The 23,991-nt window shown below is 65.6% G+C and carries 22 protein-coding genes and 1 pseudogene; 6 read left to right on the forward strand and 17 right to left on the reverse strand.

Going from position 1 to position 23,991, the window contains the following annotated elements:
• Complete coding sequence (gene nrdI / locus ACQCS0_RS12590; RefSeq protein ID WP_354154904.1) at positions 1-474, reverse strand: class Ib ribonucleoside-diphosphate reductase assembly flavoprotein NrdI; 474 nt, start codon at positions 472-474, stop codon at positions 1-3.
• A gap of 57 nt (positions 475-531) precedes the next feature.
• Positions 532-777 (reverse strand): glutaredoxin-like protein NrdH, encoded by a 246-nt coding sequence (gene nrdH, locus ACQCS0_RS12595; RefSeq protein ID WP_009356333.1) that lies wholly within the window; start codon positions 775-777, stop codon positions 532-534.
• A 404-nt stretch (positions 778-1,181) separates the two neighbouring features.
• Here nrdH and ACQCS0_RS12600 point away from each other — a divergent pair, with 404 nt between their 5' ends.
• The gene (locus tag ACQCS0_RS12600) at positions 1,182-1,703 is read left to right on the forward strand and encodes a TspO/MBR family protein (RefSeq protein WP_354223555.1); all 522 of its coding nucleotides are present in this window, start codon (positions 1,182-1,184) and stop codon (positions 1,701-1,703) included.
• 9 nt (positions 1,704-1,712) lie between these two features.
• Here the strand turns inward: ACQCS0_RS12600 and ACQCS0_RS12605 are convergent, their stop codons facing one another.
• Positions 1,713-3,509 carry a long-chain-fatty-acid--CoA ligase gene (locus ACQCS0_RS12605; protein WP_426939560.1) on the reverse strand — a complete coding sequence of 599 codons (1,797 nt, stop codon included), beginning with the start codon at positions 3,507-3,509 and terminating at the stop codon, positions 1,713-1,715.
• 135 nt (positions 3,510-3,644) lie between these two features.
• On the opposite strand from ACQCS0_RS12605, the gene ACQCS0_RS12610 reads away from it, so the two are divergent.
• A complete protein-coding gene (locus ACQCS0_RS12610; RefSeq protein WP_426938497.1) occupies positions 3,645-5,129 on the forward strand; it encodes a DUF222 domain-containing protein in 1,485 nt (494 codons plus the stop codon).
• Between the two features lie 25 nt (positions 5,130-5,154).
• Here ACQCS0_RS12610 and ACQCS0_RS12615 read toward each other — a convergent pair whose 3' ends face one another.
• The 3 genes from ACQCS0_RS12615 to ACQCS0_RS12625 are packed head-to-tail and all read right to left on the reverse strand — an operon-like array spanning position 5,155 to position 8,629.
• Complete coding sequence (locus ACQCS0_RS12615; RefSeq protein WP_426938498.1) at positions 5,155-6,528, reverse strand: class I SAM-dependent methyltransferase; 1,374 nt, start codon at positions 6,526-6,528, stop codon at positions 5,155-5,157.
• Complete coding sequence (locus tag ACQCS0_RS12620; RefSeq protein ID WP_426938499.1) at positions 6,525-7,256, reverse strand: DUF1365 domain-containing protein; 732 nt, start codon at positions 7,254-7,256, stop codon at positions 6,525-6,527. Before ACQCS0_RS12620 ends, ACQCS0_RS12615 begins: the two co-directional genes overlap by 4 nt.
• Positions 7,253-8,629, reverse strand: a complete 1,377-nt coding sequence (locus ACQCS0_RS12625; RefSeq protein ID WP_354154910.1) for an FAD-dependent oxidoreductase — start codon at positions 8,627-8,629, stop codon at positions 7,253-7,255. The genes ACQCS0_RS12620 and ACQCS0_RS12625 overlap by 4 nt, the downstream gene beginning before the upstream one ends.
• Positions 8,630-8,816: 187 nt before the next feature.
• Here ACQCS0_RS12625 and ACQCS0_RS12630 point away from each other — a divergent pair, with 187 nt between their 5' ends.
• Together ACQCS0_RS12630 and ACQCS0_RS12635 are read left to right on the forward strand one after the other, a co-directional pair.
• A complete protein-coding gene (locus ACQCS0_RS12630; protein WP_426938500.1) occupies positions 8,817-9,734 on the forward strand; it encodes a LysR family transcriptional regulator in 918 nt (305 codons plus the stop codon).
• Between the two features lie 45 nt (positions 9,735-9,779).
• Positions 9,780-10,286, forward strand: coding sequence for a DUF2004 domain-containing protein (locus ACQCS0_RS12635; RefSeq protein ID WP_282330821.1), 507 nt, complete (start codon positions 9,780-9,782; stop codon positions 10,284-10,286).
• Positions 10,287-10,416: 130 nt separating this feature from the next.
• Here the strand turns inward: ACQCS0_RS12635 and metE are convergent, their stop codons facing one another.
• From metE to ACQCS0_RS12655, 4 genes and pseudogenes are all read right to left on the reverse strand, one after another.
• Positions 10,417-12,750 carry a 5-methyltetrahydropteroyltriglutamate--homocysteine S-methyltransferase gene (metE, locus tag ACQCS0_RS12640; protein WP_354223545.1) on the reverse strand — a complete coding sequence of 778 codons (2,334 nt, stop codon included), beginning with the start codon at positions 12,748-12,750 and terminating at the stop codon, positions 10,417-10,419.
• Positions 12,751-12,806: 56 nt separating this feature from the next.
• On the reverse strand, positions 12,807-13,772 hold the full coding sequence (locus tag ACQCS0_RS12645) for a methylenetetrahydrofolate reductase (RefSeq protein ID WP_354154913.1): 966 nt from the start codon (positions 13,770-13,772) through the stop codon (positions 12,807-12,809).
• Positions 13,773-14,177: 405 nt separating this feature from the next.
• Complete coding sequence (locus tag ACQCS0_RS12650) at positions 14,178-14,627, reverse strand: hypothetical protein (RefSeq protein WP_354223543.1); 450 nt, start codon at positions 14,625-14,627, stop codon at positions 14,178-14,180.
• A gap of 289 nt (positions 14,628-14,916) precedes the next feature.
• Positions 14,917-15,593, reverse strand: a pseudogene (locus tag ACQCS0_RS12655) (AAA family ATPase); the annotation flags it as partial.
• Positions 15,594-15,748: 155 nt separating this feature from the next.
• On the opposite strand from ACQCS0_RS12655, the gene ACQCS0_RS12660 reads away from it, so the two are divergent.
• The gene (locus ACQCS0_RS12660; protein ID WP_111909039.1) at positions 15,749-15,946 is read left to right on the forward strand and encodes a hypothetical protein; all 198 of its coding nucleotides are present in this window, start codon (positions 15,749-15,751) and stop codon (positions 15,944-15,946) included.
• 9 nt (positions 15,947-15,955) lie between these two features.
• On the opposite strand, the gene ACQCS0_RS12665 is transcribed toward ACQCS0_RS12660, so the two are convergent.
• The 7 genes from ACQCS0_RS12665 to ACQCS0_RS12695 form a co-directional block, all read right to left on the reverse strand.
• Positions 15,956-16,840 carry a carbohydrate ABC transporter permease gene (locus ACQCS0_RS12665; protein WP_354223540.1) on the reverse strand — a complete coding sequence of 295 codons (885 nt, stop codon included), beginning with the start codon at positions 16,838-16,840 and terminating at the stop codon, positions 15,956-15,958.
• Entirely contained in the window at positions 16,837-17,754 is a 918-nt protein-coding gene (locus tag ACQCS0_RS12670; RefSeq protein ID WP_354223538.1) for a sugar ABC transporter permease, read from the reverse strand. The genes ACQCS0_RS12665 and ACQCS0_RS12670 overlap by 4 nt, the downstream gene beginning before the upstream one ends.
• 3 nt (positions 17,755-17,757) lie before the next feature.
• Positions 17,758-19,107 (reverse strand): extracellular solute-binding protein, encoded by a 1,350-nt coding sequence (locus ACQCS0_RS12675; RefSeq protein WP_354223536.1) that lies wholly within the window; start codon positions 19,105-19,107, stop codon positions 17,758-17,760.
• A gap of 119 nt (positions 19,108-19,226) precedes the next feature.
• Positions 19,227-20,429 (reverse strand): ROK family transcriptional regulator, encoded by a 1,203-nt coding sequence (locus tag ACQCS0_RS12680; protein WP_354154916.1) that lies wholly within the window; start codon positions 20,427-20,429, stop codon positions 19,227-19,229.
• A gap of 178 nt (positions 20,430-20,607) precedes the next feature.
• A complete protein-coding gene (locus tag ACQCS0_RS12685) occupies positions 20,608-21,768 on the reverse strand; it encodes a class I SAM-dependent methyltransferase (protein WP_426938501.1) in 1,161 nt (386 codons plus the stop codon).
• A gap of 17 nt (positions 21,769-21,785) precedes the next feature.
• The gene (locus ACQCS0_RS12690) at positions 21,786-22,058 is read right to left on the reverse strand and encodes a hypothetical protein (RefSeq protein ID WP_426939786.1); all 273 of its coding nucleotides are present in this window, start codon (positions 22,056-22,058) and stop codon (positions 21,786-21,788) included.
• A 113-nt stretch (positions 22,059-22,171) separates the two neighbouring features.
• Entirely contained in the window at positions 22,172-22,525 is a 354-nt protein-coding gene (locus tag ACQCS0_RS12695) for a zinc ribbon domain-containing protein YjdM (protein ID WP_354154918.1), read from the reverse strand.
• 84 nt (positions 22,526-22,609) lie between these two features.
• On the opposite strand from ACQCS0_RS12695, the gene ACQCS0_RS12700 reads away from it, so the two are divergent.
• On the forward strand, positions 22,610-23,926 hold the full coding sequence (locus ACQCS0_RS12700; RefSeq protein WP_354154919.1) for a cyclopropane-fatty-acyl-phospholipid synthase family protein: 1,317 nt from the start codon (positions 22,610-22,612) through the stop codon (positions 23,924-23,926).
• Positions 23,927-23,991 lie beyond the last annotated feature (65 nt).

The following is a 23,991-nucleotide window of genomic DNA, read 5'->3' on the forward strand; positions in this document are numbered from 1 at the left end:
TTACTTCTGTGTCTGCGACAGTCGTGTCCAAAACGTGTCCAATCCATTGTGTACGCGGGCGACGTCTTCTGGCGTGCCCATAAGTTCAAATCTGTAGAGCCTGGGGACGTTGCATTTGGCGGCAATGATGTCCGCGGCCATGCAGTAGTTGTCCCCGAAGTTTGTGTTGCCTGCACCGATAACCCCGCGGATCAGTTGCCTGTTCTGCGGGTCGTTCAGAAAGCGGATCACCTGCTTGGGTACGGAGCCCTCTCCCCCGGTGCCCCCGTAGGTCGGCACTACCAGCACGTAAGGCCGGGTGGCGAGGAGGGGTGCATCCTTTGCATGGAGCGGGATCCGTGCCAGCTCACGTCCGAGCTTCGCGACAAAGCGGCTGGTGTTCTCGGAGGTGGAGGAAAAGTAGATGAGCTGGCTCTGTGTGGTGACAGGCGCCAACGGGGCCACCTGGGCCCTGGCTACTGCCAGTGCTGACACGGGAGTCACCTCATGTGTGCGGATTGAAAGTTGCCGGCTGGCGAAAAGTTTAAGGCCTTAGGCCACGGAGGAAACGGCAGACAGTGCCAGTTCCTCGATCTTGTCCGGGCGGAAGCCTGACCAGTGGTCCTGGTCCGTGACTACAACAGGTGCCTGCATGTAGCCCAGCGCCTTCAGACGCTCGAGGGCATCGGCGTCCTGGGAGATGTCAACGCTCTGGTAAGTGATGCCCTTTTTGTCCAGCGCACGGTAGGTTGCGTTGCACTGTACACACGCAGGTTTGGTGTAAACCGTAACGGTCATTGTCCCTGTCCCCTTTATCGAAATCTTCGCTCGTCTAGTCCTGCCCAAGCTGTACGTCGATACTACATGTAGTGCAGACGGCTCTTCGGAACCCCAAGATGATGTATTACAAGTATGTCATTTAATGCACTTTTAATCCACAGGCAAGCGCCTGCGAAATGTCCGGAATCCCGCCATTTTTGCGGACGAAATCCACACCCTGTGGAGTACTTAGCCACAATTAACCCCCAGCGTGTCGCGTACGGGACGGCGTGTCGCTGCTGGTGGCGAGGCACTGGAAATGAGTGCATGGCCACTACATCTAGTGGCGCCTGACACGCGACGACGGACGCAACGGGCCTACCATCGATTATGGCGGGGCTCCGCCCGGCGCGGGGACAATCGACGGGAACAGAGGATCTGACATGAAGCTGAAGACGTTGGTTTTCACGACGGTCGCCACCGCCGCTTCGGCTGCTGCCGGTGGCGTTGCCACCGATCCGGGCAGCTCCTGGTACCTCCGGCTGCGCAAGCCGGGCTGGCAGCCGCCCGCCATTGCCTTCCCCGTCGTGTGGACGGCCCTGTATGCGGACCTCGCGCTGACTTCGGCCGTCGCCCTGGACAGTGCTGGGGCGGCCGCGGCTCCACTAGCCGGCGGGTCCGACAGACAGCAGGAAATCCGCGCCTATCGTGGCGCCCTGGCCGCAAACCTCATTCTCAATGCTGCATGGAGTTGGCTTTTCTGGCGCTCCCGCCGGCCATGGCTGGCCGCGGCGGAATGCGCTGTGCTGGCGGCCAGCAGCGCGGACCTGGTCCGCAGAACCTACCGGCTCAACCGCACCGCGGGCAGTTCGCTTGCCCCCTACGCCGCGTGGTGCGGCTTCGCCACCGTGCTGTCCAGTGCAATCGCGCGGCTGAACTCCGGAACCGGCGTCCGGCGCAAATAGTCTGCCGGTTCAACCCATAGCTGCGATGCTGTCCCGGATCTCCCGGCGCAGGACTTTGCCGATGAGCGAACGCGGGAGGGAATCGAGCACCACCACCCGGCGGGGCACCTTGTAGGCAGTCAGCTGTGCCCGGGCATAAGCCAGGAGAGCGGCAGGATCGATGGTGGTCCCCGGGATGGGCACCACGGCGGCTACCACGTCCTCGCCCCCGCCGGGCCGGGGCAACCCCACCACGGAGACTTCCGAAATGCCCGGGAAGGTGGCCAACACGTCCTCCACCTCACTGGGCGAAACGTTGAAGCCGCCGGTGATGATCAGTTCCTTGATTCTGTCCCGGATGGTGACGAAGTAGTCATCATCTACCGAGACGATGTCGCCGGTGCGGAACCAGCCGCCGTCGAGCAATGAATCTTCGGTCTCCTCCGGCCGGTTCCAGTAGCCGGAAAATACCTGCGGGCCGCGGATCAGGAGTTCGCCCTCCTCCCCCGGGGCACGGTCCAGGGCCACGTTCTTCGGATCCACCACCCTGATGTCTGTCAGCGGGAACGGCACACCCACGGTGCCGGGCTTCCTGCTCGGTCCGAAGGGGTTCCCAATGGCGATAGGGGAAGTTTCGGTCAGCCCGTAGCCTTCGATGAGGTAACCACCCGTCGCTTTCTCCCAGGTCTCCACCGTCTCTGTGGGCAGGTTCATGGCCCCGGAGATGGAAAACCGGATGCTTTCCAGCCCTATGCCGCGTTGCGCCGCCGCGACCGCAATGCGGTCATAGATCGGCGGTACGGCAGGCAGAAACGTGGCGGGAGACTTCTTGAGCGCCTTCAACACGAGGTCCACGTCGAACTTGGGGAACAGAACCAGCTTCGCGCCGATGCTGAGGGCGAACGTCATGCACAGGGTGAGGCCATAAGCGTGGAACATCGGCAGCACCGCATAGACGGTCTCTTTGCCCTCCTTCAGCCCGGGCACCCACGCACGGCCCTGTGCGGCATTGGCCCGCAGATTGGCGTGGGTGAGCATGGCGCCCTTCGGCAAGCCGGTGGTGCCGGACGTGTACTGGAGGACGGCAAGGTCCCGGGCGCCGGGCCGCGGATGTTTCTTCTTGAGCTCTCCAGCTTCGAGGAGTTGCCTCCAGGGCAGCACCGGGCGCGTGCCGGGCGCCGGGCCGCCCCTGGGTTCGCCCCTGGGTTCGCCCCTGCCGACGGTGAGGGCGGCACGGGCCTTCCGGGCGGCGGGTACCGGAAGCTGCAGCGCCAGGCGCTGCAGCAGCGGCATCGCCGAGATGAGCTCCACCGAGACAATAGTGCGGAGCCCGACGTCGGCCGGCAGCTGGCGGACCCGCTCCACAGCCTTGTCCCAAACGATCGCGACGGCGGACTCATGGTCCTCGAACAGGTGCCGCAGTTCGCGGTCCGTGTAGAGCGGATTGTGCTCGACCACCACGGCGCCGAGGCGCAGCACGGCATGGAAGGCGACCACGTGCTGGGGACAGTTCGGCATCACGAGGGCCACCCTGTCGCCGGATTTGACACCCAGTTTCTTCAGGCCCGCGGCGGCCTGGCTGATCAGTTTTCCGAGCTCACGGTAGGTAGTGCCGGCGCCGAAGAACTCCAAAGCGGTCTTGGACCCGTAGCGCCGCACGGACGTGTCCATGAGGTCCACCAGCGAACCCTCGGGGAGCACCAGATCCGCCGGGACACCCGTCCCATAGGAACTGGTCCATGGACGCCCACTCCATGGCTGACCCGGCTGGGCTTCCGCACACTGCCCCGTATCGCCGCCGGGCGCCTGCCGCGTGGTCTTCTTCATCATCAGTCCTTGCCGCCGGAATTTGCCGAGTGTGCGCGCTGACCTGCACGCCGCAAGAATCCTACCGGGCCGCAGACGGATGAGCGGTCCTTTCGCCGCCGCTTGAATGTCAGACCCCCTTGTCATGATGGATATATGAGGAACCCGGCAGTGGCAAAGGCATATGCGGACATCACCGCAGCCGTTGCTATGCTCACCGGCGTCGTGAACGAACACGGTTCCGGTGGACTTTCAGCGGAGGGCGATCCGTTGCCGGGATTGTCCGAAGATTGCCTCGACATTCTGATTGGGGCTGCGGCAGTGGATGCGCAGATGGCGGCAGTGAAGGCCGGGGCTGCCGTGAAGTACGCAGATATTGCCCGGGCGGTGGCTCCTCCGGATGCTTCGGTCCAGGCGCAGGAGATGGCAGTCACGGCGGAGGTTGGGTGTGCCCTGACTATCGGTGACCGGGCGGCCGATTCGTTCCTGGGGGTCTCCCACGCACTGACCAATACATTGCCGTTGACCATGGCCGCCCTGCAGTCCGGAACCATCTCCTGGCAGCACGCCCGGGTCATGGCGGACGAAGCCGCCACCCTTGACCAGGCCGGTGCCGCCGCGCTTGAGGCCCACTTCCTGGACCCGGACGCTCCGGGCTCGGCCAGTGGGTGTCCCGCCGGCGAAATGCCGGCATTCCGGTTCCGGCACAAGGCCCGTACCTGGCGCGAACGCCACCACGCCGAGAGCATCGAGAAACGCCACGCGAAAGGTGTCCTGGACCGTCGCATCGAGTACGCGCCGGACCAGGACGGGATGGCCTGGCTTTCGGCTTACCTCCCGGCGGACCAGGCGGTCGCAATCTGGAACCGGACCACCGCTGTGGCTCGTGGTTTACAAGGCCCCGACGAGCCCCTGACTCTCACCCAACTCCGGGCGGACGTTTTCGCCGCCGCCCTCCTTGGCAACGGAAACCATGGCAACGGAAACCATGGCAGCAACGGGAGCGCTGAGGGAAGCGAACCCGGACGGGTTCCGCCGCCGCGGGCCGAAGTCTTGGTGACGGTCCCGGTGTTCTCCCTGCTCGGCGCCACCGATGAGCCAGCGATGCTGGACGGCTATGGCCCCATCCCGGCATCGATGGCCCGGGACGTCGTGGCGAACGGTGCCGACTCGTTCTATCGGGTCCTGATTGACCCCAGGGACGGGGCTCCGCTGGAGATCGGGCGGTCCAGTTACCGGCTGAGCAAGGCCATGCGGCAGTGGTTGCGACTGCGGGACGGCAAGTGTCCCTTCCCGGGCTGCAGCAACAACTCACTGGACAACGAGGCCGACCATATCCTCGCCTGGGCCAAGGGCGGCACCACCGGGGTCTCGAATCTGGGACAGCCATGCCCCAAACACCACAAACTCCGGCACAACGGAGGCTGGCAACCCACACCAGCCTCCAAAACCGAACCACCAGGCTGGATTTCCCCCTCGGGCAGGCGCTATACAAGTGAACATCAAGACTGGGAACCACCTCACTGGCCCAACCAACTCAAACCCCAGGAAACTCTCCCGGACGGCTACCCGGACCTTGTCCACATCGGACTTTCGCTTGGGGAAGAGGGATTGGAGAGGCTCTTCCATGTCCGGGCTTAAGAAGGGCCGATCGGCGGGACCGTTGCTACAGCTGGGCCTCCCGGCGATCCAGGACAATCTGCTGCACGTCCAGATAGCCGGACTGGAAACCCGCCCGTGAATAGCACAGATAGAACAGCCACATCCGCTGGAACACCGCGTCAAAGCCGAGCCCGCCGACTTCCGCCGAACGCGCGATGAACTGTTCCTCCCAGAGGCGGAGGGTCGCGGCGTAGTGATCGCCCAGGCCCATCCGCTCCCGCACCCGCAACGTGGTGTGCTGCTGGGTCACGCTTTCAATGGCCCGCACGGACGGCAGGAAGCCCCCGGGGAAGATGTACTTGTGCACCCAGGTGTAGGCGTTGCGCGTGGCCAGCATGCGGCCGTGCGGCATGGTGATGGCCTGGATGGCCACCTTCCCACCCGGGGCCAGCACGCGGTCGATGGTCTGGAAGAAAATGGGCCAGTACTCATAACCAACCGCCTCGATCATCTCCACTGACACAATGGCGTCAAACTCGCCTTCCACGGCCCGGTAGTCCTGCAGCGCCACGGTCACCCGGTCTGCGTAGCCGGCGGCGGCAATGCGTTCCTGCGCCAGCGCCCGCTGTTCACTGGAGAGCGTCACACTGTAGACAGTGGCACCGCGGGCTGCTGCCCGGAGGGCCAATTCACCCCAGCCGGTGCCGATCTCCAGCAGCCGCGTGCCCGATCCGACGCCGGCCTTGTCCAGCAGCCTGTCGATCTTGGCCTGTTGGGCCTCCGCCAACGCGTCCCACGGGACCGAATCCAGTGCACCGTCACTCAGCGGGAAAAGCGCCGAGGAGTAGCTCATGGTGGTGTCCAGGAAGTTGGAGAAGAGCTCGTTGGAGAGGTCGTAGTGCCGCGAGATGTTGCTGCGGGTGTTCTGCTCTTCATTGCGTTCCTGCCGCGGCGTCCGCGGCAGGTACAGGTTCCGCAGCCTCTGCAGCGGTGCGGGGATCAGGGTGTCCACGGACGCGGCGAAGACCTCCAGCACCCCGGCGAGGTCCGACGCTTCCCAATCCCCCGCCATAAATGATTCGCCCAGCCCGATCAGGCCGTTGTCCCCGATCCGCAGATTGAATGCTGCCGGCCTGACCATGGTCATCACCGGCGCGTCCGGGCCGCCGGTGCCCAGCACTGAACCGTCCGGGTAGGCAACGCGCAGAGGCAGCCGTCGGACGGCCGCCTTGAACAGCAGGCCGGCGGCTTTGCCCGCCACCAGCGCTTTAGTTCCCGACGGCGCGTGGGCAACACCGGGCCATACGTCAGGATCAATGGTGTCCGGCGACGCCGGTACCCCGCCAGCAGTCTGCCCTGTCACCAGGTGCCGTGCGTCTGGCTTCGCGGCGGAAACCTCCGCAGTCGCGGCTGTTCCGTTTTCATCGGTCATGGTCATTGGACTGCCTCCTGTGAGGGGTGATGTGGTTTTTTGATGACTGGCAGGCGTCGTGCCCATAGTTTCATGCCCTGAATCCGGATCAGCGCCGAGACCAGCAGCGGCGCGGCCGGGACCGCAACGGCCGCTGCCAGGATGTTCCTGACGGTGGCCGGGCGCCGGTCCCCGTCCATGGTCGCGGCGAACGGCCGCTGCCCTTCCCGCTCCAGGACGATGGAGACGGACAGCCGCTGCTCCGGCGCGGGCAGCTTCATCCTGTACTGCCCGTCAACGTCATTGAACGGTGAAACGTAGAAGGCCTTGGGCACGCTGGCCCGCCCGGAAGGATCCGTTTCCAGGAGGTAGCAGTGGCGTTCGCCGTAGGTGTTGTGGACCTCGGCGATGACGCACTGCAGCTCCCCGGACATCCGATAGCACCAGAAGAGCGTGAGCGGGTTGAAGACGTGGCCGAAAACCCGGGCACTGGTCAGCATCCGGATGGCCCCGCCGTCGGGCTCCATCCCCCGGGTCCGCAGGTACCGTTCAACGTTGCTGCGGATGGTGGCCCCGGGATCGCCCAGGTGGTCGGCGGCCCGGAAGACAGCCAGCGGCCGCATGAACCCGGGCAGAACGGGGAGCCGGTCCACGTCCACAAACCAGCTGTAGCTCCTGTACGTGAACGCGTTCTTCAGCGGGCTCTGGCGCACGTGGGAAATGGACGTGCGGTAGATGGCTGCGGTTGAGCTCATGCGCCCTCCGAGGCGGAAAGCAGCTCAGGCTTGTGCGCCTGAATCCTGGGCGTATCCCAGGTGCGCCCCAGACTCGCTGCGGCACGGACACCGGCCAGGGCGCCATCTTCATGGAAGCCCCAGCCCAAGTAGGCGCCGGCGTAGGCGATGCGGTCATCGCTAAGGGCCGCAATACGCTGCTGTGCCCGCAGTGATTCAGGCGTGTACTGGGGGTGTTCGTAGACCATACGCTCCAGGACGCGGTTCTCCGCGATGAGCTCGGACTCCCCCAGGCTCACCAGGTAAGGCTGGCCATCCGACGGCTCAAGGCGCTGCAGCCGGGTGAGGTCGTAGCTGACCAGTACCTTGTCCGGCCGGGCTTTGCAGTCCGGGAGCCGGTAGTTCCAGGACGCCCTGGCATTCTCCGCGGTGGGCAGGACGGCCGCGTCCCGGTGGAAAACGGTGTGGTTGACGGAGTACGGCATCTGCCCGAGGGCTTCTTTTTCGGCCGGCGAGGCGTCCGCAAGGAAGCCCAGGGCCTGGGCCGGGTGCGTGGCTATGACCACTGCCTCGAAATCTTCAACTCCCTGTTCGGTGGTCAGTTCCACACCGAGCGCGTGGCGCCGGATACCGGTGACAGGACTGTTAAGCCGGATATCCGGCAACGTGGCTGCCAGTTTCTCCACGTACTGCCCCGAACCGCCGGTGACCGTCCGCCACTGCGGCGAACCCTTGACGCCCAGCATCCCGTGGTGTCCCAGGAAGGTGAAAAGGTACCGCGCCGGGTAGGACAGCGCTGTGGTGGGGTCACACGACCAGACCGCACTGACCACCGGCGTCATGAAATGCGAGATGAAGTACTTGCTGAAGCGCTCCTTTGCCAGGAATTCACCGAGGGTGGGCTCCGCGCCGCCCGCACCAGGGCCGGCGTCGGACGTTGGGCCCGCCTCAATCAGCGCCCGGGCCCTGCGGTAGAAGCGCATGACCTCCAGCAGCATCAGCAGGTAGCGTCCGCGCAGGAGACTGGACGGGCGCGCGATGATCCCGCGGCCGCCCCCACGGGCCCCGGCGTACTCCAGACCGCAGCCGTCACAGCGGACGGACATGCTCATTTCCGAATCCTGCGTCTCCACACCCAGCTCCGCGAACAGCCGCAACAGGGTGGGATAGGTCCGCTCGTTGTGGACAATGAAGCCGGTATCGATGCCGAGGGTGGATCCATCCGGCTGCGGAACGTCATGGGTGTGGGCGTGACCGCCCAGCCTGCTGTCCGCCTCAAAGAGGGTGACATTGTCGTGGCGGTTCAGGACATACGCGGCCGTCAGGCCCGCCACTCCACTGCCCACAACGGCAATGCGCCGCCCCTGCGGCTTGAAGGTCGAGTTCCCTGCCAAAAACACTGTTCTACTCCCCTGCTCGGACTTCGTGGTGCACTTGCTCGGTGCAAACTCTCTAGGGGCAGTTCGACGCCGTGGGGCCGGTGGATGACTGAGTTTGAAGTTATTCTTTGTGCCAGAATAAAGCGGGCCTTCCAGAACCGGTACCACACGGTGTTCAGGCGGCCCCGACCGAAGGACTGCCTTGGTAAATCCCGTTCATCTGAAGACTCTCCTCGAAGTTACCCGGTTGGGCTCGTTTGCGGCCGCAGCGGCACGCCTGGGATACACGGCGTCGGCGGTGTCGCAACAGATGTCCGCCCTGGAACGCGAGACGGGTGTGGTCCTGTTCCAGCGTTCGGCCCGCAGTGTGGTCCCCACCGAAGCCGCGGTGGTGATGACCCGGCACGCCGCGAAGGTCCTGACGGACATCGAAGCCCTGATGGCGGCAGCATCGAAGACGCACAGCAGCTCCAGCCAAGAGCTGCGGCTGGGAATCTTTCCCAGCCTGGCCACCTACGTCCTCCCCCGCATCCTTAAGAATCCGGCGTGGAAACACCTGGGCATCGACCTCAAGGTGTCCGTGGCCGAGCCGGCCCAGACCATCCAGGGACTGCGCACCGGCGGGGAGCTGGATGTGGCGTTGGTCTTTCAGGTGGGCCAGTCGGGGCTCGCCTGGCCGCACACCATCAACCGGCAGTGGATCGGCGACGACAACTTCCGCGTGGTGCTGCCCGCGGGCTGGGGGTTCCGCACGGACGCCAAGGTGGCGGCGGACCATTTGTCCGAACTGCCCTGGATCATGCACCACCCCGGGAGCCCCGATGCCGTGGTCATCGAACGGCTCTTTGCCAGCTGCAACCTGCATCCGCGCGTGGTGGCCCATAGCGACGATTTCCATGCCAGCCTCGAAATGGCGGCCGCCGGACTGGGCGCCGCACTGGTGCCCGAGCTCGCATTGCGGCACTGGCCGGCCGGAGTTGTGGTGCTGGACGTTCCAGAGATCCGGCTGGCACGGAACGTGTTTGCCCTGCTCATCAACGAGAAGAAGACCGCCCGGGTGCAGCTGTTTGTGGACCTGCTCGCCGAAACGCTGGCTGGCCTGGGGGCTGCAGGGAATTAGTCCCGAATGCTGGAAAGCGCAGCACTTGGGGTCTATGTTGAAGGTATGAACAGGGTAGCGAGCCAGCACTTTGGAGAAATCGAGCTCAACCACGGCAGGGATCACAACATCGCCGCCAAACATGAGCTGGGTGGCCAGTTACTGGAACTCGACCTGAATATTGACGCACACGACCACTTTGACGAAGCGGCCATGCACAAAGTGGACTACCGGTTGCGGTTCCTTCCCGAACTTGTGGACGAGGTCCGGCAGATGATCGCCGAGGAGCTGGAGCAGGAAGGCACCAGCCCGCAGGAATACCTTCACTTCCACTGCAGCGCGCTGAAGGACGAACACCTGCAGAAAGTCTTTGGCGTTGAAGAGCGCAGCCAGCTCACCAATGATGTGTTCCTCAAGGCCCTCAAGCTTGGCCACGTGGGCATCTTCCCCGGCCAGCCGGAGCGCTACTTTGTCATGGACTTCACCTTGGGCGCCCACTTCACGGACGAGGTGCTGGTGGTAGCCGCTGACGAGGACGGCGTGGTGGACGACGAAATCCTCTGGGAGTCCTAAACACTCTTAACGCACGACGGCGGCCGGTCACCTTTGGTGACCGGCCGCCCGTTCGCTCGCTTCTCAAGGGCCAGCGCGGCAGGCCGCACTAGCCCTTGAGCCTCTTCGAGCTCTCTTAGTGAGACCGTTGTTACTTGGCGGATTCCAGCAGGCCGGCGCGGACCGTCTTGGTGGCCTTGACCAGGTTGCGCAGGGATTCTTCGGTCTCGGCGTAACCGCGGGTCTTCAGGCCGCAGTCCGGGTTGACCCAGAGCTGGCGGGACGGGACGTGCTTGACGGCGGTCGCCAGGAGCTCGGTGACCTCTGCTTCGCCTGGAACCCGCGGCGAGTGGATGTCGTAGACGCCAGGACCAACGCCGCGGCCGAAGCCGTGGGACTCGAGGTCGTGGACAACCTCCATGCGGGACCGTGCCGCTTCGATGGAGGTGACGTCTGCGTCGAGGCCGTCGATGGCGTCGATGATCACGCCGAACTCCGAGTAGCAGAGGTGGGTGTGGATCTGCGTGGCGTCAGCGGCACCGGCGGTGGCCAGGCGGAAAGAATCCACTGACCACTTCAGGTAGGCGGCGTGATCGTCCTTGCGCAGCGGCAGGAGTTCGCGCAGAGCGGGCTCATCCACCTGGATGACCTTGATGCCGGCAGCCTCGAGGTCCGCAATTTCGTCGCGCAAGGCCAGGCCAACCTGGTTGGCGGTCTCGCCGAGCGGCTGGTCATCGCGGACGAAGGACCAGGCAAGGATGGTGACCGGACCCGTAAGCATGCCCTTCATGGGCTTGCTGGTCAGCGACTGGGCGTACTCGGCCCAGGCCACCGTGATGGGGGCGCTGCGGGTGACGTCGCCCCAGAGGATGGACGGGCGCGTGCAGCGTGAGCCGTAGGACTGGACCCAGCCGTGGACCGTGACATCGAAGCCTTCGAGGTTCTCGGCGAAGTACTGGACCATGTCGTTGCGCTCGGGCTCGCCGTGCACAAGGACGTCGTAGCCGAGCTCTTCCTGCAGCTCAACAACGCGCTTAATCTCGTCCTTCATGAGCTGCTCGTACTGCTCGTTGGTGAGGGCGCCCTTGTTGTTGCGGGCTCGTGCCGAGCGGATCTCGGACGTCTGCGGGAAGGAGCCGATGGTGGTGGTGGGCAGCGGCGGAAGGTGCAGGGCCTCTTCCTGGGCAGCTTCCCGGACCGTGTAGGCGGACCGGCTGAAGTCCGCTGCGGTCAGTGCCTCGGTGCGGGCCCGGACGTCGTCGCGGCGGACGCCTTCGGCGATGGCACGGGCTGCGATGATGGCGGACGCCTCGTCGATGGCTGCCTGCGCGGAGGCCGGGTCGGCCAGGTAGGACGCGAGCGTCTTGACCTCTACGGCTTTCTGGTCGGCAAACGCGAGCCAGCTGCGCAGCTCTTCGGAGAGCTGGCCTTCTTCGGTGACGTCGTGCGGGACGTGCTGGGTGGAGGTGGAGGTGCTGACGGCGATCCGGCCGGCAGCAGCCTTCAGTTCGTCCAGCTTGGCGGCGGCGACGGCTAGGTCGTTGCGCCAGATGTTGTGGCCGTCAACGACGCCGGCAACCAGGGTCTTGTTGCCAAGGCCGGCCAGCGCAGCTGCGGACGGGGCTGCACCCTTGAAGGCGTCAATGTGCAGGGCGTCGATGTTCGTGGCGGCAAGTGTGCCCAGCTGTCCGTCGAGGGCACCGTAAGGGGTGGAGACGAGGATCTGGGGGCGCTTGGCTGCCGCGGAGAGAACTTCGTAGGTGCGGGCAACGGCTGCTTCGATTTCTGCGGCCGGGGTGTCCTGGTCAACAACCAGTGCGGGCTCGTCCAGCTGGATCCAGCTGGCGCCTGCTGCGGCGAGCTTCTCGAGCAGCTGTACGTAAACCGGCAGGACGTCTTCGAGGCGGGACAGCGGGGCGAAGCCTGCGGGGGCCTCATCGGATGCCTTGGAGAGCAGCAGGTAAGTGACCGGGCCGACGATGTACGGGCGGGTCTCGATGCCGTTGGCCAGGGCGAACTCGAATTCCTCAACAATGCGGTTGGAGGCGAGGGTGAACTCGGTCTCCGGGCCAATCTCCGGAACGAGGTAGTGGTAGTTCGTGTCGAACCACTTGGTCATTTCCAGCGGCTGCTGGTCCTTGGTGCCACGGGCCAGGGTGAAGTAGCCGTCGATGTCGAGCTGGCCTTCGGCGTTGAGGAGCTTGCCGAAGCGGGCCGGGACAGCGCCGAGGTGGGCGGTGGCGTCCAGGACCTGGTCGTAGTAGGAGAAGGTGCCCGGAACGGCGGCGGCTTCGGTGAGGCCCAGTTCCTGCAGGCGCTTGGCGATAGTCAGCTGGATGCCCTTGGCGGCGGCGTCCAGTGCAGCGGCGTCGATCTTGCCGGCCCAGTAGGCTTCGATGGCCTTCTTGAGCTCGCGGCGGCGGCCGATGCGCGGGTAGCCGAGGAGTGACGCGGCCGGGAACGGGGCGGTGTTCTGTTCAGTCATGGGAGATTCCTTGAGTGTTAGTGGAAACTGTGAATGGTCTGGCGGATGTTGGAAGGTCAGCTGGCGAGCTGGCGCCGGAGGGTGGCGCTGCGGCGGCCACCTGAACGGGACTGGCGCGGAAGTGCCAGCTTGTCCAGCACCTCCAACGCGCTCTGATGTTCGTTGAACGTGTAGATGTGGATACCGGGCGCGCCGGCATCGAGGGCCGCGTTGGCCAGGTCCACCGTGGCCCGGACACCGATCCGGAGGCGTTCGGAATCAGTGTCCGCGGCTGCCAGCCGGGCAAGGAGTTCCGGTGCCGGCTCAACGCCTGTCAGTTCCCCGAGCCGTGTGACCCGGCGCAGGCTGGTGAGCGGCATAACGCCCGGGATGATGGGGATGGTGACCCCGGCCCGGCGTGCTCGGCTTATGAGGTTTGCGTACTGCTCGGTGTGGAAGAAGACCTGGGTGATGGCAAAGTCGGCGCCGGAGCGCTGCTTGGCGAGCAACACCTCGACGTCGTGTGCTTCGCTGGGTGATTCCGGGTGCCGGGTGGGGTAGGCGGCGACGCCCACGGCGATCTTGCCTGCACACAGAAGGGCCGACCGCCGCTGTTCAACCCGCCGGATGAGTTCGATCAAGTCCTGCGCATACCGCAGTGACCCTGCGGCAAGCGGCGCACCGCCCTTGGGCTGGTCGCCCCGGAGGGCCAGGATGCCCCGAACCCCTGTGTCCAGGAGGTCGCCGATGATCTCTGCCAGTTCCTCCGGCGTGTTGCCAACGCAGGTGAGATGGGCCAGCGGTCGGAGCGTGGTTTCCAACAGGAGCCGGTTGATGAGTTCGACCGCGGTGTCCCGGTTCGAGCCACTGGCACCGTACGTGACGGAGACGTAGTCCGGTTCGGTGGTTTCCAGTTCCCGGATGGTGGTCCAGAGTGACTCGGCCGCAGCCGGCGTGCGGGGCGGGAAGAGCTCGTACGAGAGCGCCACGGGGGCGGTCTCGGAGAGATTCGGATGCGTTTCGATAAGGCTTGGCGGTGACATTTGCGTCCTTGGCTTTGGGCCATTGCCGGATACCGGTCAGCAAATGTGACGGTGGTGCCGGGAATGAATTTGAGTTTGGGAACACGAAAAACTCCACAGGGACGCAGCCGCGACTGTTACGCCTGTAATGAAGTTGTCCGTGAGCAAATGTCAGGCCCACATGGGGGCACCCACACCCTCCACAATCGGAGGATCGCTGACACGTTACCTCGGTAACTTGTTTAGAAGTCTAGGAGCCCGCGGGGCACCCTTCAAGTCGGCTACCGAATTAAGACGCAGTTTTACGGCGCGGTTCGTCCTGGTGCAGAATTTTGTTCGCCGTTTTAGTCAAAGAATTCATCGGGGCATACTGCGGGCCCGGCAGCTTTGGCCTGTTACCCGGGCCGGTCGACGCCCGGTCCGAAGTCATCGTCCCGGATCAGCGGGAAGCTCGTCCTGCCCAGGCTGTTCGGACGGTTGCGGACTGGCCTTGTCCGCCGCCGCTGCATCGGCCTTTTGCTGCAGCCGTTCCGCCGCCTGTCCCAGCTTCTCCCCTGCGCCGTTCTCCTCTCCGGCGGTTTCGAAGCAACCCTCCGGCGCAGCCTTGACCACGGCAACACCTTCGGCGAAGAGCCGGGCCGCCGCCGTCGGATCTTCTGCAGTGGCCTGGGCGTCCCCAAGGCGTTCGATGGTGAGCGCCAGGTTGACCCGGACGACGCACTCGTCGGCCGTGCCCGCCAGGGACAGTGCCTCCTCGAAGCGTTGGCGGGCGGCAGCGAAGTCGCCCGCAAGGAACAGCCCGTCACCCTCGGCGAACGGCGCCATCTGCGGTTCGACGAAGTTGGCCATCCGCAGTCCGGCCGCAGCATCCGCCACGGCGCCGGCGTCCCGGCCGCGAAAGACCGGGCAGCAGTGTCGGCGAGTATGCCCACGCTGAGCCGTTTGGCGGACAGGCAAAGGACCAGAAGTGCGGGACGTGCAAGCCACCACAACAGCCGACGACGCCGCTCCGGCCGGTCCCGTGAGTTCACCGGGGCTGCCGGTTTCTGCGGTGTCGGCTTGGGCGGTGCCGGTTTGGGCGCTGGCCGCATCATGTGCGGACTCCCTCTTCCGGCCGGAGCTGCCGCCATTGGCGCAGCACAACGTCGCCATCCGCCGCTGCCCGTTCGAGCACGCCAATGACGGCGTCCAGTGAGGCGGCGGCCGCCGGCTTCTGTTCCGCGCTGAAGACCCCGGCGTCAATCCGGCGGATGATTTCCGTTTCCTCGGCCGGCGTGGGGTAGTCCAGCACGTCTTTGAGCATAAAACGGTCCATCTGCGCCTCAGGCAGCTGGTACGTGCCTTCCTGCTCGATGGGGTTTTGGGTGGCCAGCACCATAATCGGGGACGGCAGCCGGTATTCCTCTCCCCCGATGGAGGTCTGCCGCTCCTGCATGGCCTCCAGCATGGCGCTCTGGGTCTTGGCGCTGGACCGGTTGATCTCATCGAGCAGGACGATGTTGGCGTGCACCGGCCCCAACTGGGTGATGAAGGTGCCCTTGGCGGCGTCGTAGATCTGGGTGCCCACGATGTCGCTGGGGAGCAGGTCGGGCGTGCACTGGATCCGGCGGAACTCTGCGCTCACTGCTTCGGCCACCGTCTGCGCGGCGGTGGTCTTCGCCAGCCCCGGAACGCTTTCCAGCAGGATGTGCCCGCCGGTCATCAGGCCCACCAGGAGGGATCACGCAGCCGCGCCTGGCCCACCACCTTGGCATCGAAACTGCGGGAAATGTTCGCCACCACCTGCTGTGCCCTGGCCAGTTCCGCCGGGTCGATTCGTGCGGGCGCACTGGTCTGAAGCAGTGGATTTCCCCCTGATGGCTGGTGGTCTACGGATGTTGCCCTGGGTGTGCTGCCGTGCGGCTCCACTCCGTCCGCCATCCTATCCAAGCCACCTGCAGGTCAGGCCGCGATGGGGACCCCTCCCCATCGCGGGTCGGCGGGTCTATTCTGGTGGAATGAGCCAGCTACCAGCCAGTTATCAGGAGTATCTCGCAGGAAAAAGCGAGAGTTTCATCAACACCGTTCGGCCCATCCTGATGCAGTCGGCGGCGGATCAGGCCCACGGTGTGCGGGTGCTCAACCTGCCTCACGGACATCAGGCACATCTGGACGATTCCATCCCGTTTGGGACTGTCATCGAGGACATCGACTGAAGCCGGGCGTCAGCCCTTCACCGCACCCGAGAGCGCGAAGGAGCTGCCAGCGCCCCTGGCCACGATGACGTACAGGGCCAGCACCGGGACTGAATACAGGATGGAAAAAGCGGCCAGCTGCCCGTACGCCACTGCGCCGTGCTGTCCGAAGAAGCTGAAGATCGACACCGCCGCCGGCTGACGGGCCTCGGATAGCAGCAGGACGAACGGGACGAAGAAGTTCCCCCAGGCCTGGATGAACACAAAAATGAACACCACACCCAGCCCCTGCCGCATCAGGGGCAGGACGATGGTCCGCAGCGCCGTCAATCCTGACGCACCGTCCACCCAGGCCGCTTCCTCCAAAGACACCGGGACGGCGTCCATAAAGTTCTTGGTCATCCAGATGGCCATGGGCAACGTGGTAGTGGCCATAAAAAAGATCGTGGCAGGCATCGAATCCAGCAGTTGAAGCTGCACAAACAGCCCATACACCGGCACCATGATGGCCGTGATGGGAAGGCAGGTTCCAAACAGGACGGTGTACATAAACGGCTTGTTGAACCTGGACTGGTAGCGGGACAGCGGGTAGGCCGCCAGGACTGCTGCCACGAGGTTCACGGCGGCCGTGCCGGCGGACAGCACCATGCTGTTCCAAATCGGCTGGAACAGCAGCCCCGGTGTCATGATGGCGGCAAAGTTATCCAGGGAGACCCGACCCGGGAGCCTTGCCTCGTGTCCGGCGGAGGCATCAAGGGACGCAAACACCAGCCAGAGCAGCGGCAGGACAAAGCAGGCGCCGATCAGGGCCAGGGACACGTCCGCTGGCAGCCGGGCACGCCGCCGGGCACGGGAAACCGCGCCCGTCCCGGACCGCAGCTGCCCCCGCGCGGAGGTCCCCGCCGTCGTCGTCATGGTTTGCTCTCCCGCAGGAGCCGGACGTAGGCGGCACCGAACACCACGCCAATGAGGATCAGCACCGACGCCACCGCCGTGCCGTAGCCGATGTCGCCGAACTTGAAGGCCTCCAGGTACGCCAGCACCGGCAGCGTAGTGCTGGCGTTGGCGGGACCGCCCGCTGTCATCACCCAGATGAGGGTGAACACCGCCAGCGTCTGCAGGGTGATGAGCATCAGGTTGGTGACGATGCTGCCGCGGATCATGGGGATGGTGATGAAGGCCAGGCGCTGCCAGCCACCGGCGCCGTCCATCAGTGCGGCCTCCGTGACCTCACCGGGGATGTCATTGAGGGCGGCCCGGTACACCAGCATGGAGAACGCCGTGCCACGCCAGGTGTTGGCAAGCAGGACGGCGACCATCGGGAACGAATACAGCCAGTCGGTCTGCCCGAGCCCCAGCCCGCCCAGCAGCTGGTTCAGGGTCCCGTCCCGGCTGAAATAGGCGTAGGCGGCGAAGGCGGCCACGATTTCGGGCAGCACCCACGCAGCCACCACTGCAGTACCGACGACGGCGGCCACCGGTCGGCGCGCCCGCCGCATCAGCACCGCGAGGGTGAGCCCCAGCAGGTTCTGGCCCAGGATGGCAGAGCCGCCCACGAACAGGACCGTCAGGCCCAGCGAGAGCGGCAGCATGGGGTCCGAGAGGAGCCTGGCGTAGTTGTCGAACCCGATCCAACCGGGACTGCGGGCATTGCGGCCGGTCAGGGCTGCATTGGTGAATGACGCGTGGAAGGCCCACAGCACGGGTCCGGCCAAAAAAACCAGCAGGAGAACCGCGGCCGGCAGGACGGGGAGCAGCCGTGCCTGGCGCCGGAGTCCGGTGCGACGCCGCCGGTGGCCGGTCTGCTCACGCGTAAGGAAAACCCCCACAGGCTACTTGGCGACGGTCTTGGCCTCACCCACGATGCCCTTCACCGCCGTGTCATAGTCGGCGGCTGCCTGCTCCGGGGATTTCGCCCCGGTAATCACGGCTTCCGTGGCCTCCTGGACGGCCGCGGAGATCCGGGGGTAGTCGGCAGTTGCGGGACGGTAATGCGTGACGGCCACAAGCTCGGACACGTCCTTCACAAACGGGTTGGCTGCCTGGTAGCCGGCGTCGGCGGCGACGTCCTTCCGCACGGCGATCTGGGAGTTGGCGATGTTAAAGGCCAAGGAATTCTTCTGGTTCAGGGCCGTGGCGAGGAACTCAAACGCGAGGGCCGGGTTTTTGGTCTCCGCCCCTACCGCCAGGGTCCAGCCGCCGGACATACTGACGCCGCCGGGTGCCTGCCCGTTCTGGGTGGGGAACGCCGTCACGCCCATGTCCTGCCCGTACTCGGCCCATTCGTAGCTGCCGCCCTTCTGCCAGAACGACGGCGTGTAGGACCCTTCAACGGTGGCGCCCATCCTGCCCTGCGGCAGCCATTCACCGAAGACCTTCTTCCACACATTCGCGTCGAGGGCCTCCGCCGGGGAGACGGCCAGTTTTTCGTCGTACAGGGTCTTGAGGAACGCCAATGAGTCAGTAAACCCCGGGGAACCGACCACCCACTTCTTGGCGTCGGCGTCGTAGAGTTCGGAATCCGTTCCGTAGAGCAGTTCGTAGAAGCTTTGCATCACCGTGCCTTCGCCCGTGGCCTTGCCGGCGTACATGTTGAACGGCACTACGGTGGGATCGCTGGCCTTGATTTTGCGGGCAGCGTCCAAAATGTCCTGCCAGGTGCGGGGCTCCCACGGGACGCTGACGCCGGCAGCGGTAAGCACCTTTTTGTTGTACCAGATACCGCGGGTGTCGGTGCCGATCGGAACGGCGTATGTGCCGCCGTCGTCCCCCAGGCCGGCCGCTTTGGCGCCGTCATCGAAAGTATCCCAGTCCTCCCAGCCCGCGAGGTGGCTGTCCAGCTTCAGGAGGTAACCGGCGTCAACGTCGGAACGGACCTTGAAGGTGTCCTCATAGAACACGTCCGGGGCCGTGGCGGGCGAACGGAGGGCGAGGGCCAGCTTGGTGCCGTAGTCGTCGTCTTTCGCCTGGATCGGCTCCAGGGCGACCGTGACGCCGTGGTTGGCGGCCTCAAACTCCTGTTTGGCCGCCTGGAAGAGCGTGTCCAGGGCAAGGAACGAATCGGTCTTTTGGTAGACCACCTTAAGCGTTTTGGTTTCCGCGTCGGGGGCGCCAAGGGAACACGCCGTCAGCATTAAGCCCGCCGCAGCGAAAATTAAGGTGATCTTAAGGGCGCAACGCATAATGCTCCATTCAGTCAATGGCTGCCGTCCCCTGTACCTGCGGGCCCCAGCCGCGGCGATATCCACATGCTAGATGGGGCTCCTGCCACTGGCAAGGAGACCCCGGTCAGACGTCCGGTTCAGACTTCCAGGAGAAGCCGCTGGGCCCGGGGCGCCAGCGTATGCTCCAGGACCAGACAGGCTGCTCCAATGGCGCCCACGTCCTCACCGACACCCGTCCCGACTACCTCGATGGTGTGGATCAGGCGGGCCGCGCTGTTGGCGTCAACCAGTGCCGGGATCTTGGCCAGGTAACGGTCAGCGATCCGGCTCCAGAACGGCCCGCCGAACACCACCCGTTCCACATCCAGCGTGTTGGTGACCACGGAGACGGCCCGGGCCACCAACACGGCTGACGTGTCGATGATCGCCAGGGCCTTGGGGTCGCCGGCATCGGCGAGGTCGCACAGCTGAGCAAAGCTCTGCTGCACTTCGGCGCCGCTGGCGTCCTTTCCGGAGCCGTCCAGAATACCGGCGGCCACGGCCTCGGCGACGAGCACCTGCGGGATGGCCGAGGACTTTACGCAGCCGCGGAGGCCGCAGTCGCAGAGCGGGCCATCGGGATCCACCACAATGTGGCCGATCTCGCCCGCATTCCCCGAGGTTCCGCGGACAACTTCATCGTTGAGGACGATGCCGCAGCCGATCCCGGTTCCCATGTACATAAAGATGAAACTGCCCGAGCCGCTGGGCCCGCCGGCCCATGTTTCGGCGACGGCGGCGCTGGTGACGTCCTTATCCACGAGGACGGAATAGCCCGTGGCCTTGGCCAGCGCGTCCCGGAGTTCCACACGGTCCCAGCCCGGCAGCAGCGGCGGATCCACCACGGTGCCATTGTCCAGGTCGATGGGTCCCGGCGCGGCCAGGCCCAGGCCGGCGATCCTGCTGGTGTCCACGCCGGACTCGGCGACCAGCTGTTCGATCTCGGTGGCCATGGTGGACATGACGGCGGCGGGATCATTCCCGCCTGGTGTTTTGATCCGTGAATGCTGTACAACGGCGCCCACAAGATCGAGGACCACGAACGTGGTGACGGCGGGGTCCAGATGGACGCCAATGGCGTACATGCCGCCGGGATTGAGGCGTAACATGGTGCGCGGTTTGCCAGGGCCGCTGCCTTCTTTGCCGGCTTCGACGATCAGGTGCTGGTCCAGCAGGCGGCGGGAGATGTTGGAGATAGTCTGCGGCGAGAGGCCCACAATCTGGGCGAGCTCCACGCGGCTCAGACCTCCGGATGACCGGCGGATGGCATCGAGGATGACCGTGAGGTTAAAGTCCCCCATGCGCGGAAGATTAGTCCCGCGCCGTGGCGCCGAGGACTGGCGGATTTCTGGCACGGTCTCCCCTAGGTCTTCGGCCGCGTGTTCATGATGTCTGAATGGTACGTTACCTCCTGTTCAACGCCCAGAGCCGGAGGTCGGGCCGCGTCGCGGCCGGGGCGCCACGTTGGCATGCCGGCACCTACGGCCGTCGGGTGCTGACCGCCACCGTGAACTTTGGATTGCCGCCCTTCACAGTGGTGGGACCAACCAGCCGCTCCAGCGCCGGGAGGTACTGCAGGTGCCGGTTGAAGACCGTCCACAGCTCCCCGCCCGGGGCCAGGACCCTGGCGGCTGCCTCAAACAGTTTGATGCCCGCACCGGCATGCACACTGGCGCCCAGGTGAAAGGGCGGATTCAACAGGACCAGCTCGGCGCTTCCGGCGGGGAACGTGCTCATCGCGTCATCCTGGAGGGCGGTAATCCGGTCCTCCAGGCTGTTGGCCTGCGCCGTGGCCCTGGCGGAGGCGACTGCGGCTGCGGACCGGTCCGTTGCCGTGACCCTGGACGCCGGGTTCTGGCGGGCGTACATGGCGGCGAGGATACCGGTGCCGCAACCCAGGTCGATGGCGTGCCCGGCCGGAGGCATCTCCGGCAGGAACGTCAGGAGAAACCTGGTCCCGATGTCCAGTTTCGCTCCGGCAAAGACGGCACCGTGCGCAGCAACGTCCAGGTCCAGTTCAGCAAGACGTTCGACGGCGGGACGCCACTGGTGCGTCTCAGCTGGCCGGGCGCCGCTGGCCAGGATCAAGCGCGACTTCTGCCGCGCCAGCTGCGGCTGGACGGTCTCGAAGTGGCGTTCCAGGACTGCGTTCATTCCCAGGGACATGTGCTTGATCCGCCCGCCGGCGAGCAGCACCACGCCGCGGGCGGCATAGCGCGCCACGGCGGCTGCGATTTCTTCAAGCTCTGCCAGCGTCCGCGGCAGTTGAAGCAGCACCAGCTCCGCGCCGGCGAGCAGCTCCTCCCCCAGCGGCAATTGTTCGAACCCCGTGGCGTCAATGGCCCCGGGGGCTGCGGCTTCGAAGCCCAACCCGGCGGCGTTGTTCCGCAGGGCGCGCTCCCCGGTGATGAGATCCTCGTGAACGCGGACCCGCCGGACCCCCAGGGCGCCCAGTGCACCAAGGGTGAGGGCACCGTAGCGGTCCCCGATCACTGCCAGCCGTGCGTCCGGTTCCGTGCGCGCTTCGGCGGCTTCCACCAGGAGCCGGTCTGTGGCGTCCCAGGCCTGGAGGTTCGGGGCTTCGACGTCCGGGTGGCGCCGGAGCGTGCCGAAAATGTCCTCAAGAGCGTTCTGTGCCACGGGTTCCTGCGATCTGGTCAAGTAGTGGTGGTTGATGCGGTTGGTGCAAACGCGGGCAGTTTGAGGATCGCCGTGGCGGCCGCCCGGCCCGCCCTGTTTGCTCCGATGGTGGACGACGCCGGCCCATGACCCACCAGACGGACGCGCCGCTCAATTGCCACCCGGGTCTTTTCCATGGCGATGCCGCCGCCGGGTCCCCTGAGGTGCAGCCGCACCAGGTGTTCGAGCTCGGCACGGAGCAAGCTCCCATCGGGGAGCCGGACGCCGTCGGGCTCTACGGCGGTGAACATGGGCCGCCGGTCCAACGCACCCCGTTGTGCCGCCACCCACAGTGCCGATGACCACTGTGCCGATGACCACAACGTCTGTGGTTCCGTTGTCCATGCTCGTGGCCGCTTTCCTGCTAGACCTTCTTCACCACAGAGGATTTGAGCTGCATCGGTCCCACACCGTCCACTTTGCAGTCGATGTCGTGATCGCCCACACCGTCCATCAGCCTGATGCCCCGGACCTTGGTGCCTACCTTGATGACACCGGAGCTGCCCTTGATTTTCAGGTCCTTGACCACCGTGACGGTGTCGCCGTCGGCGAGGATGTTCCCCACTGCGTCCTTGATGACCCGCGGCCCGGCCTCTGGCGTGGCCTCCGCTGCCTCGGCGGTCCACTCGTGGCCGCATTCCGGGCAGACCAGGAGCGCACCCATTTCGTAGGCGTAGGCACTGGAACATTCGGGGCATGGCGGCAACGTCTCATTCACTCCCCCATGATAATCGCGCCGCTGCGCTGACAGGCGCGCGCCGCCGTCGTACTGTTGGCCCTAGGCAGACGAAAGGCGAGGACCATGACAACGGAAAAAGGGGCAGCGTCGCTGCTGGCCAACGCACTGGGCATCGTGCTGGGCACGGCGGAGATTCCCCTGCGCCTCCGGGCGTGGGACGGTTCCGAGGCGGGGCCGCCCGACGCCCCGGTCCTCGAGTTCAGGTCACGCCGGGCCCTGCGCCGGATCCTGTGGTCACCCGGGCAACTCGGGCTCAGCCGCGCCTACGTCGCCGGGGAGATCGACGCCCCCGGCGACATCTTTGCGGCCTTCACTGCGCTCAGCTCGGTGGGAAAGTTTTCCGAGCCCGGCCCCTTCCGGCCCCTGACTCCGCGTGAACTCGCCACGCTGTTCGGGACGGCTGTCCGGCTTGGCGCGGTGGGCGCCAACCCTGCTCCGCCGCCGGAGGAAGCAAAGGTCACGCGGAAGGGCCGGCTCCACACCCGGCAGCGCGACGCCGCGGCCATCTCGCACCATTACGACGTCGGCAACGACTTTTACGCCCTCGTACTGGGACCGTCGATGGTCTACTCCTGCGCCGTGTGGGCGGACGGACCCGACGGCGGCGTCCCCGCCGGCCGCGGCCTTCCGGCCGGACTGGATGAGGCACAACAGGCCAAGCTGGACCTGGTCTGCCGGAAGCTGGGGCTGCGGCCCGGGATGAGGGTGCTGGATGTGGGCTGCGGCTGGGGCAGCTTCGCGTTGCACGCGGCGCAGCACTACGGCGTCACGGTGGTGGGGGTGACGCTCTCCACGGAGCAGGCCGTGCTCGCACGCAAACGTGCGGCCCACGCCGGTCTGACGGAAAACATCGATATCCGGGTGCAGGATTACCGGGATATCTCCGACGGGCCGTTCGACGCCATCAGCTCCATCGGGATGTCCGAACACGTGGGCCGGGAACAGACACCCCACTACGTCGACGTGCTGCACGGCCTGCTCCGTCCCGGCGGCCGGCTGCTCAACCACGCCATCTCGTGGAACGCCGGGCGTACCAAGCCTGATCCGGATTCTTTCATTCCGCGCTATGTCTTTCCGGACGGCGAGATGATCAGCCTGGCCGAGATGGTCAGCTCGCTGGAGACCGGCGGGTTTGAGGTGCTGGACGTGGAGGCCCTGCGCCAGCACTATGCGCTGACCCTGCGGGCGTGGGTGCGCAGGCTCGAAGCGAACTGGGACGAAGCCGTCCGGCTCACCAGCCTGGGCCAGGCACGCGTGTGGCGGCTCTATATGGCCTCAAGTGCCCTTGGCTTTGAAACCGGGATCACGGGCGTCAACCAGGTACTGGTCCAGCGTGCGGGCGGAGACGGGCCGCCGCTGCGTCGGAGTGAGTGGATCTGAGCTTTCACTACCCGGGTGCCTACCGCTCCGGGCTCGCTCAGGAAACAAAAAGGAGCCACCCGGCC

This window comes from Pseudarthrobacter sp. S6, from assembly GCF_050156575.1.
Classification (GTDB): Bacteria; Actinomycetota; Actinomycetes; order Actinomycetales; family Micrococcaceae; genus Arthrobacter.

What these genes read in the sequence shown, in the direction of transcription:
- ACQCS0_RS12675 (WP_354223536.1), bottom strand. Translation starts at nt 19,107, where the DNA reads ATGCGTTGCGCCCTTAAGATCACCTTAATTTTCGCTGCGGCGGGCTTA.
- ACQCS0_RS12690 (WP_426939786.1), bottom strand. Translation starts at nt 22,058, where the DNA reads ATGTTCACCGCCGTAGAGCCCGACGGCGTCCGGCTCCCCGATGGGAGC.
- ACQCS0_RS12635 (WP_282330821.1), top strand. Translation starts at nt 9,780, where the DNA reads ATGAACAGGGTAGCGAGCCAGCACTTTGGAGAAATCGAGCTCAACCAC.
- ACQCS0_RS12660 (WP_111909039.1), top strand. Translation starts at nt 15,749, where the DNA reads ATGAGCCAGCTACCAGCCAGTTATCAGGAGTATCTCGCAGGAAAAAGC.
- ACQCS0_RS12665 (WP_354223540.1), bottom strand. Translation starts at nt 16,840, where the DNA reads ATGACGACGACGGCGGGGACCTCCGCGCGGGGGCAGCTGCGGTCCGGG.
- ACQCS0_RS12610 (WP_426938497.1), top strand. Translation starts at nt 3,645, where the DNA reads ATGAGGAACCCGGCAGTGGCAAAGGCATATGCGGACATCACCGCAGCC.
- ACQCS0_RS12680 (WP_354154916.1), bottom strand. Translation starts at nt 20,429, where the DNA reads ATGGGGGACTTTAACCTCACGGTCATCCTCGATGCCATCCGCCGGTCA.
- metE (WP_354223545.1), bottom strand. Translation starts at nt 12,750, where the DNA reads ATGACTGAACAGAACACCGCCCCGTTCCCGGCCGCGTCACTCCTCGGC.
- ACQCS0_RS12700 (WP_354154919.1), top strand. Translation starts at nt 22,610, where the DNA reads ATGACAACGGAAAAAGGGGCAGCGTCGCTGCTGGCCAACGCACTGGGC.
- ACQCS0_RS12620 (WP_426938499.1), bottom strand. Translation starts at nt 7,256, where the DNA reads ATGAGCTCAACCGCAGCCATCTACCGCACGTCCATTTCCCACGTGCGC.
- ACQCS0_RS12615 (WP_426938498.1), bottom strand. Translation starts at nt 6,528, where the DNA reads ATGACCATGACCGATGAAAACGGAACAGCCGCGACTGCGGAGGTTTCC.
- nrdH (WP_009356333.1), bottom strand. Translation starts at nt 777, where the DNA reads ATGACCGTTACGGTTTACACCAAACCTGCGTGTGTACAGTGCAACGCA.
- ACQCS0_RS12645 (WP_354154913.1), bottom strand. Translation starts at nt 13,772, where the DNA reads ATGTCACCGCCAAGCCTTATCGAAACGCATCCGAATCTCTCCGAGACC.
- ACQCS0_RS12605 (WP_426939560.1), bottom strand. Translation starts at nt 3,509, where the DNA reads ATGAAGAAGACCACGCGGCAGGCGCCCGGCGGCGATACGGGGCAGTGT.
- ACQCS0_RS12600 (WP_354223555.1), top strand. Translation starts at nt 1,182, where the DNA reads ATGAAGCTGAAGACGTTGGTTTTCACGACGGTCGCCACCGCCGCTTCG.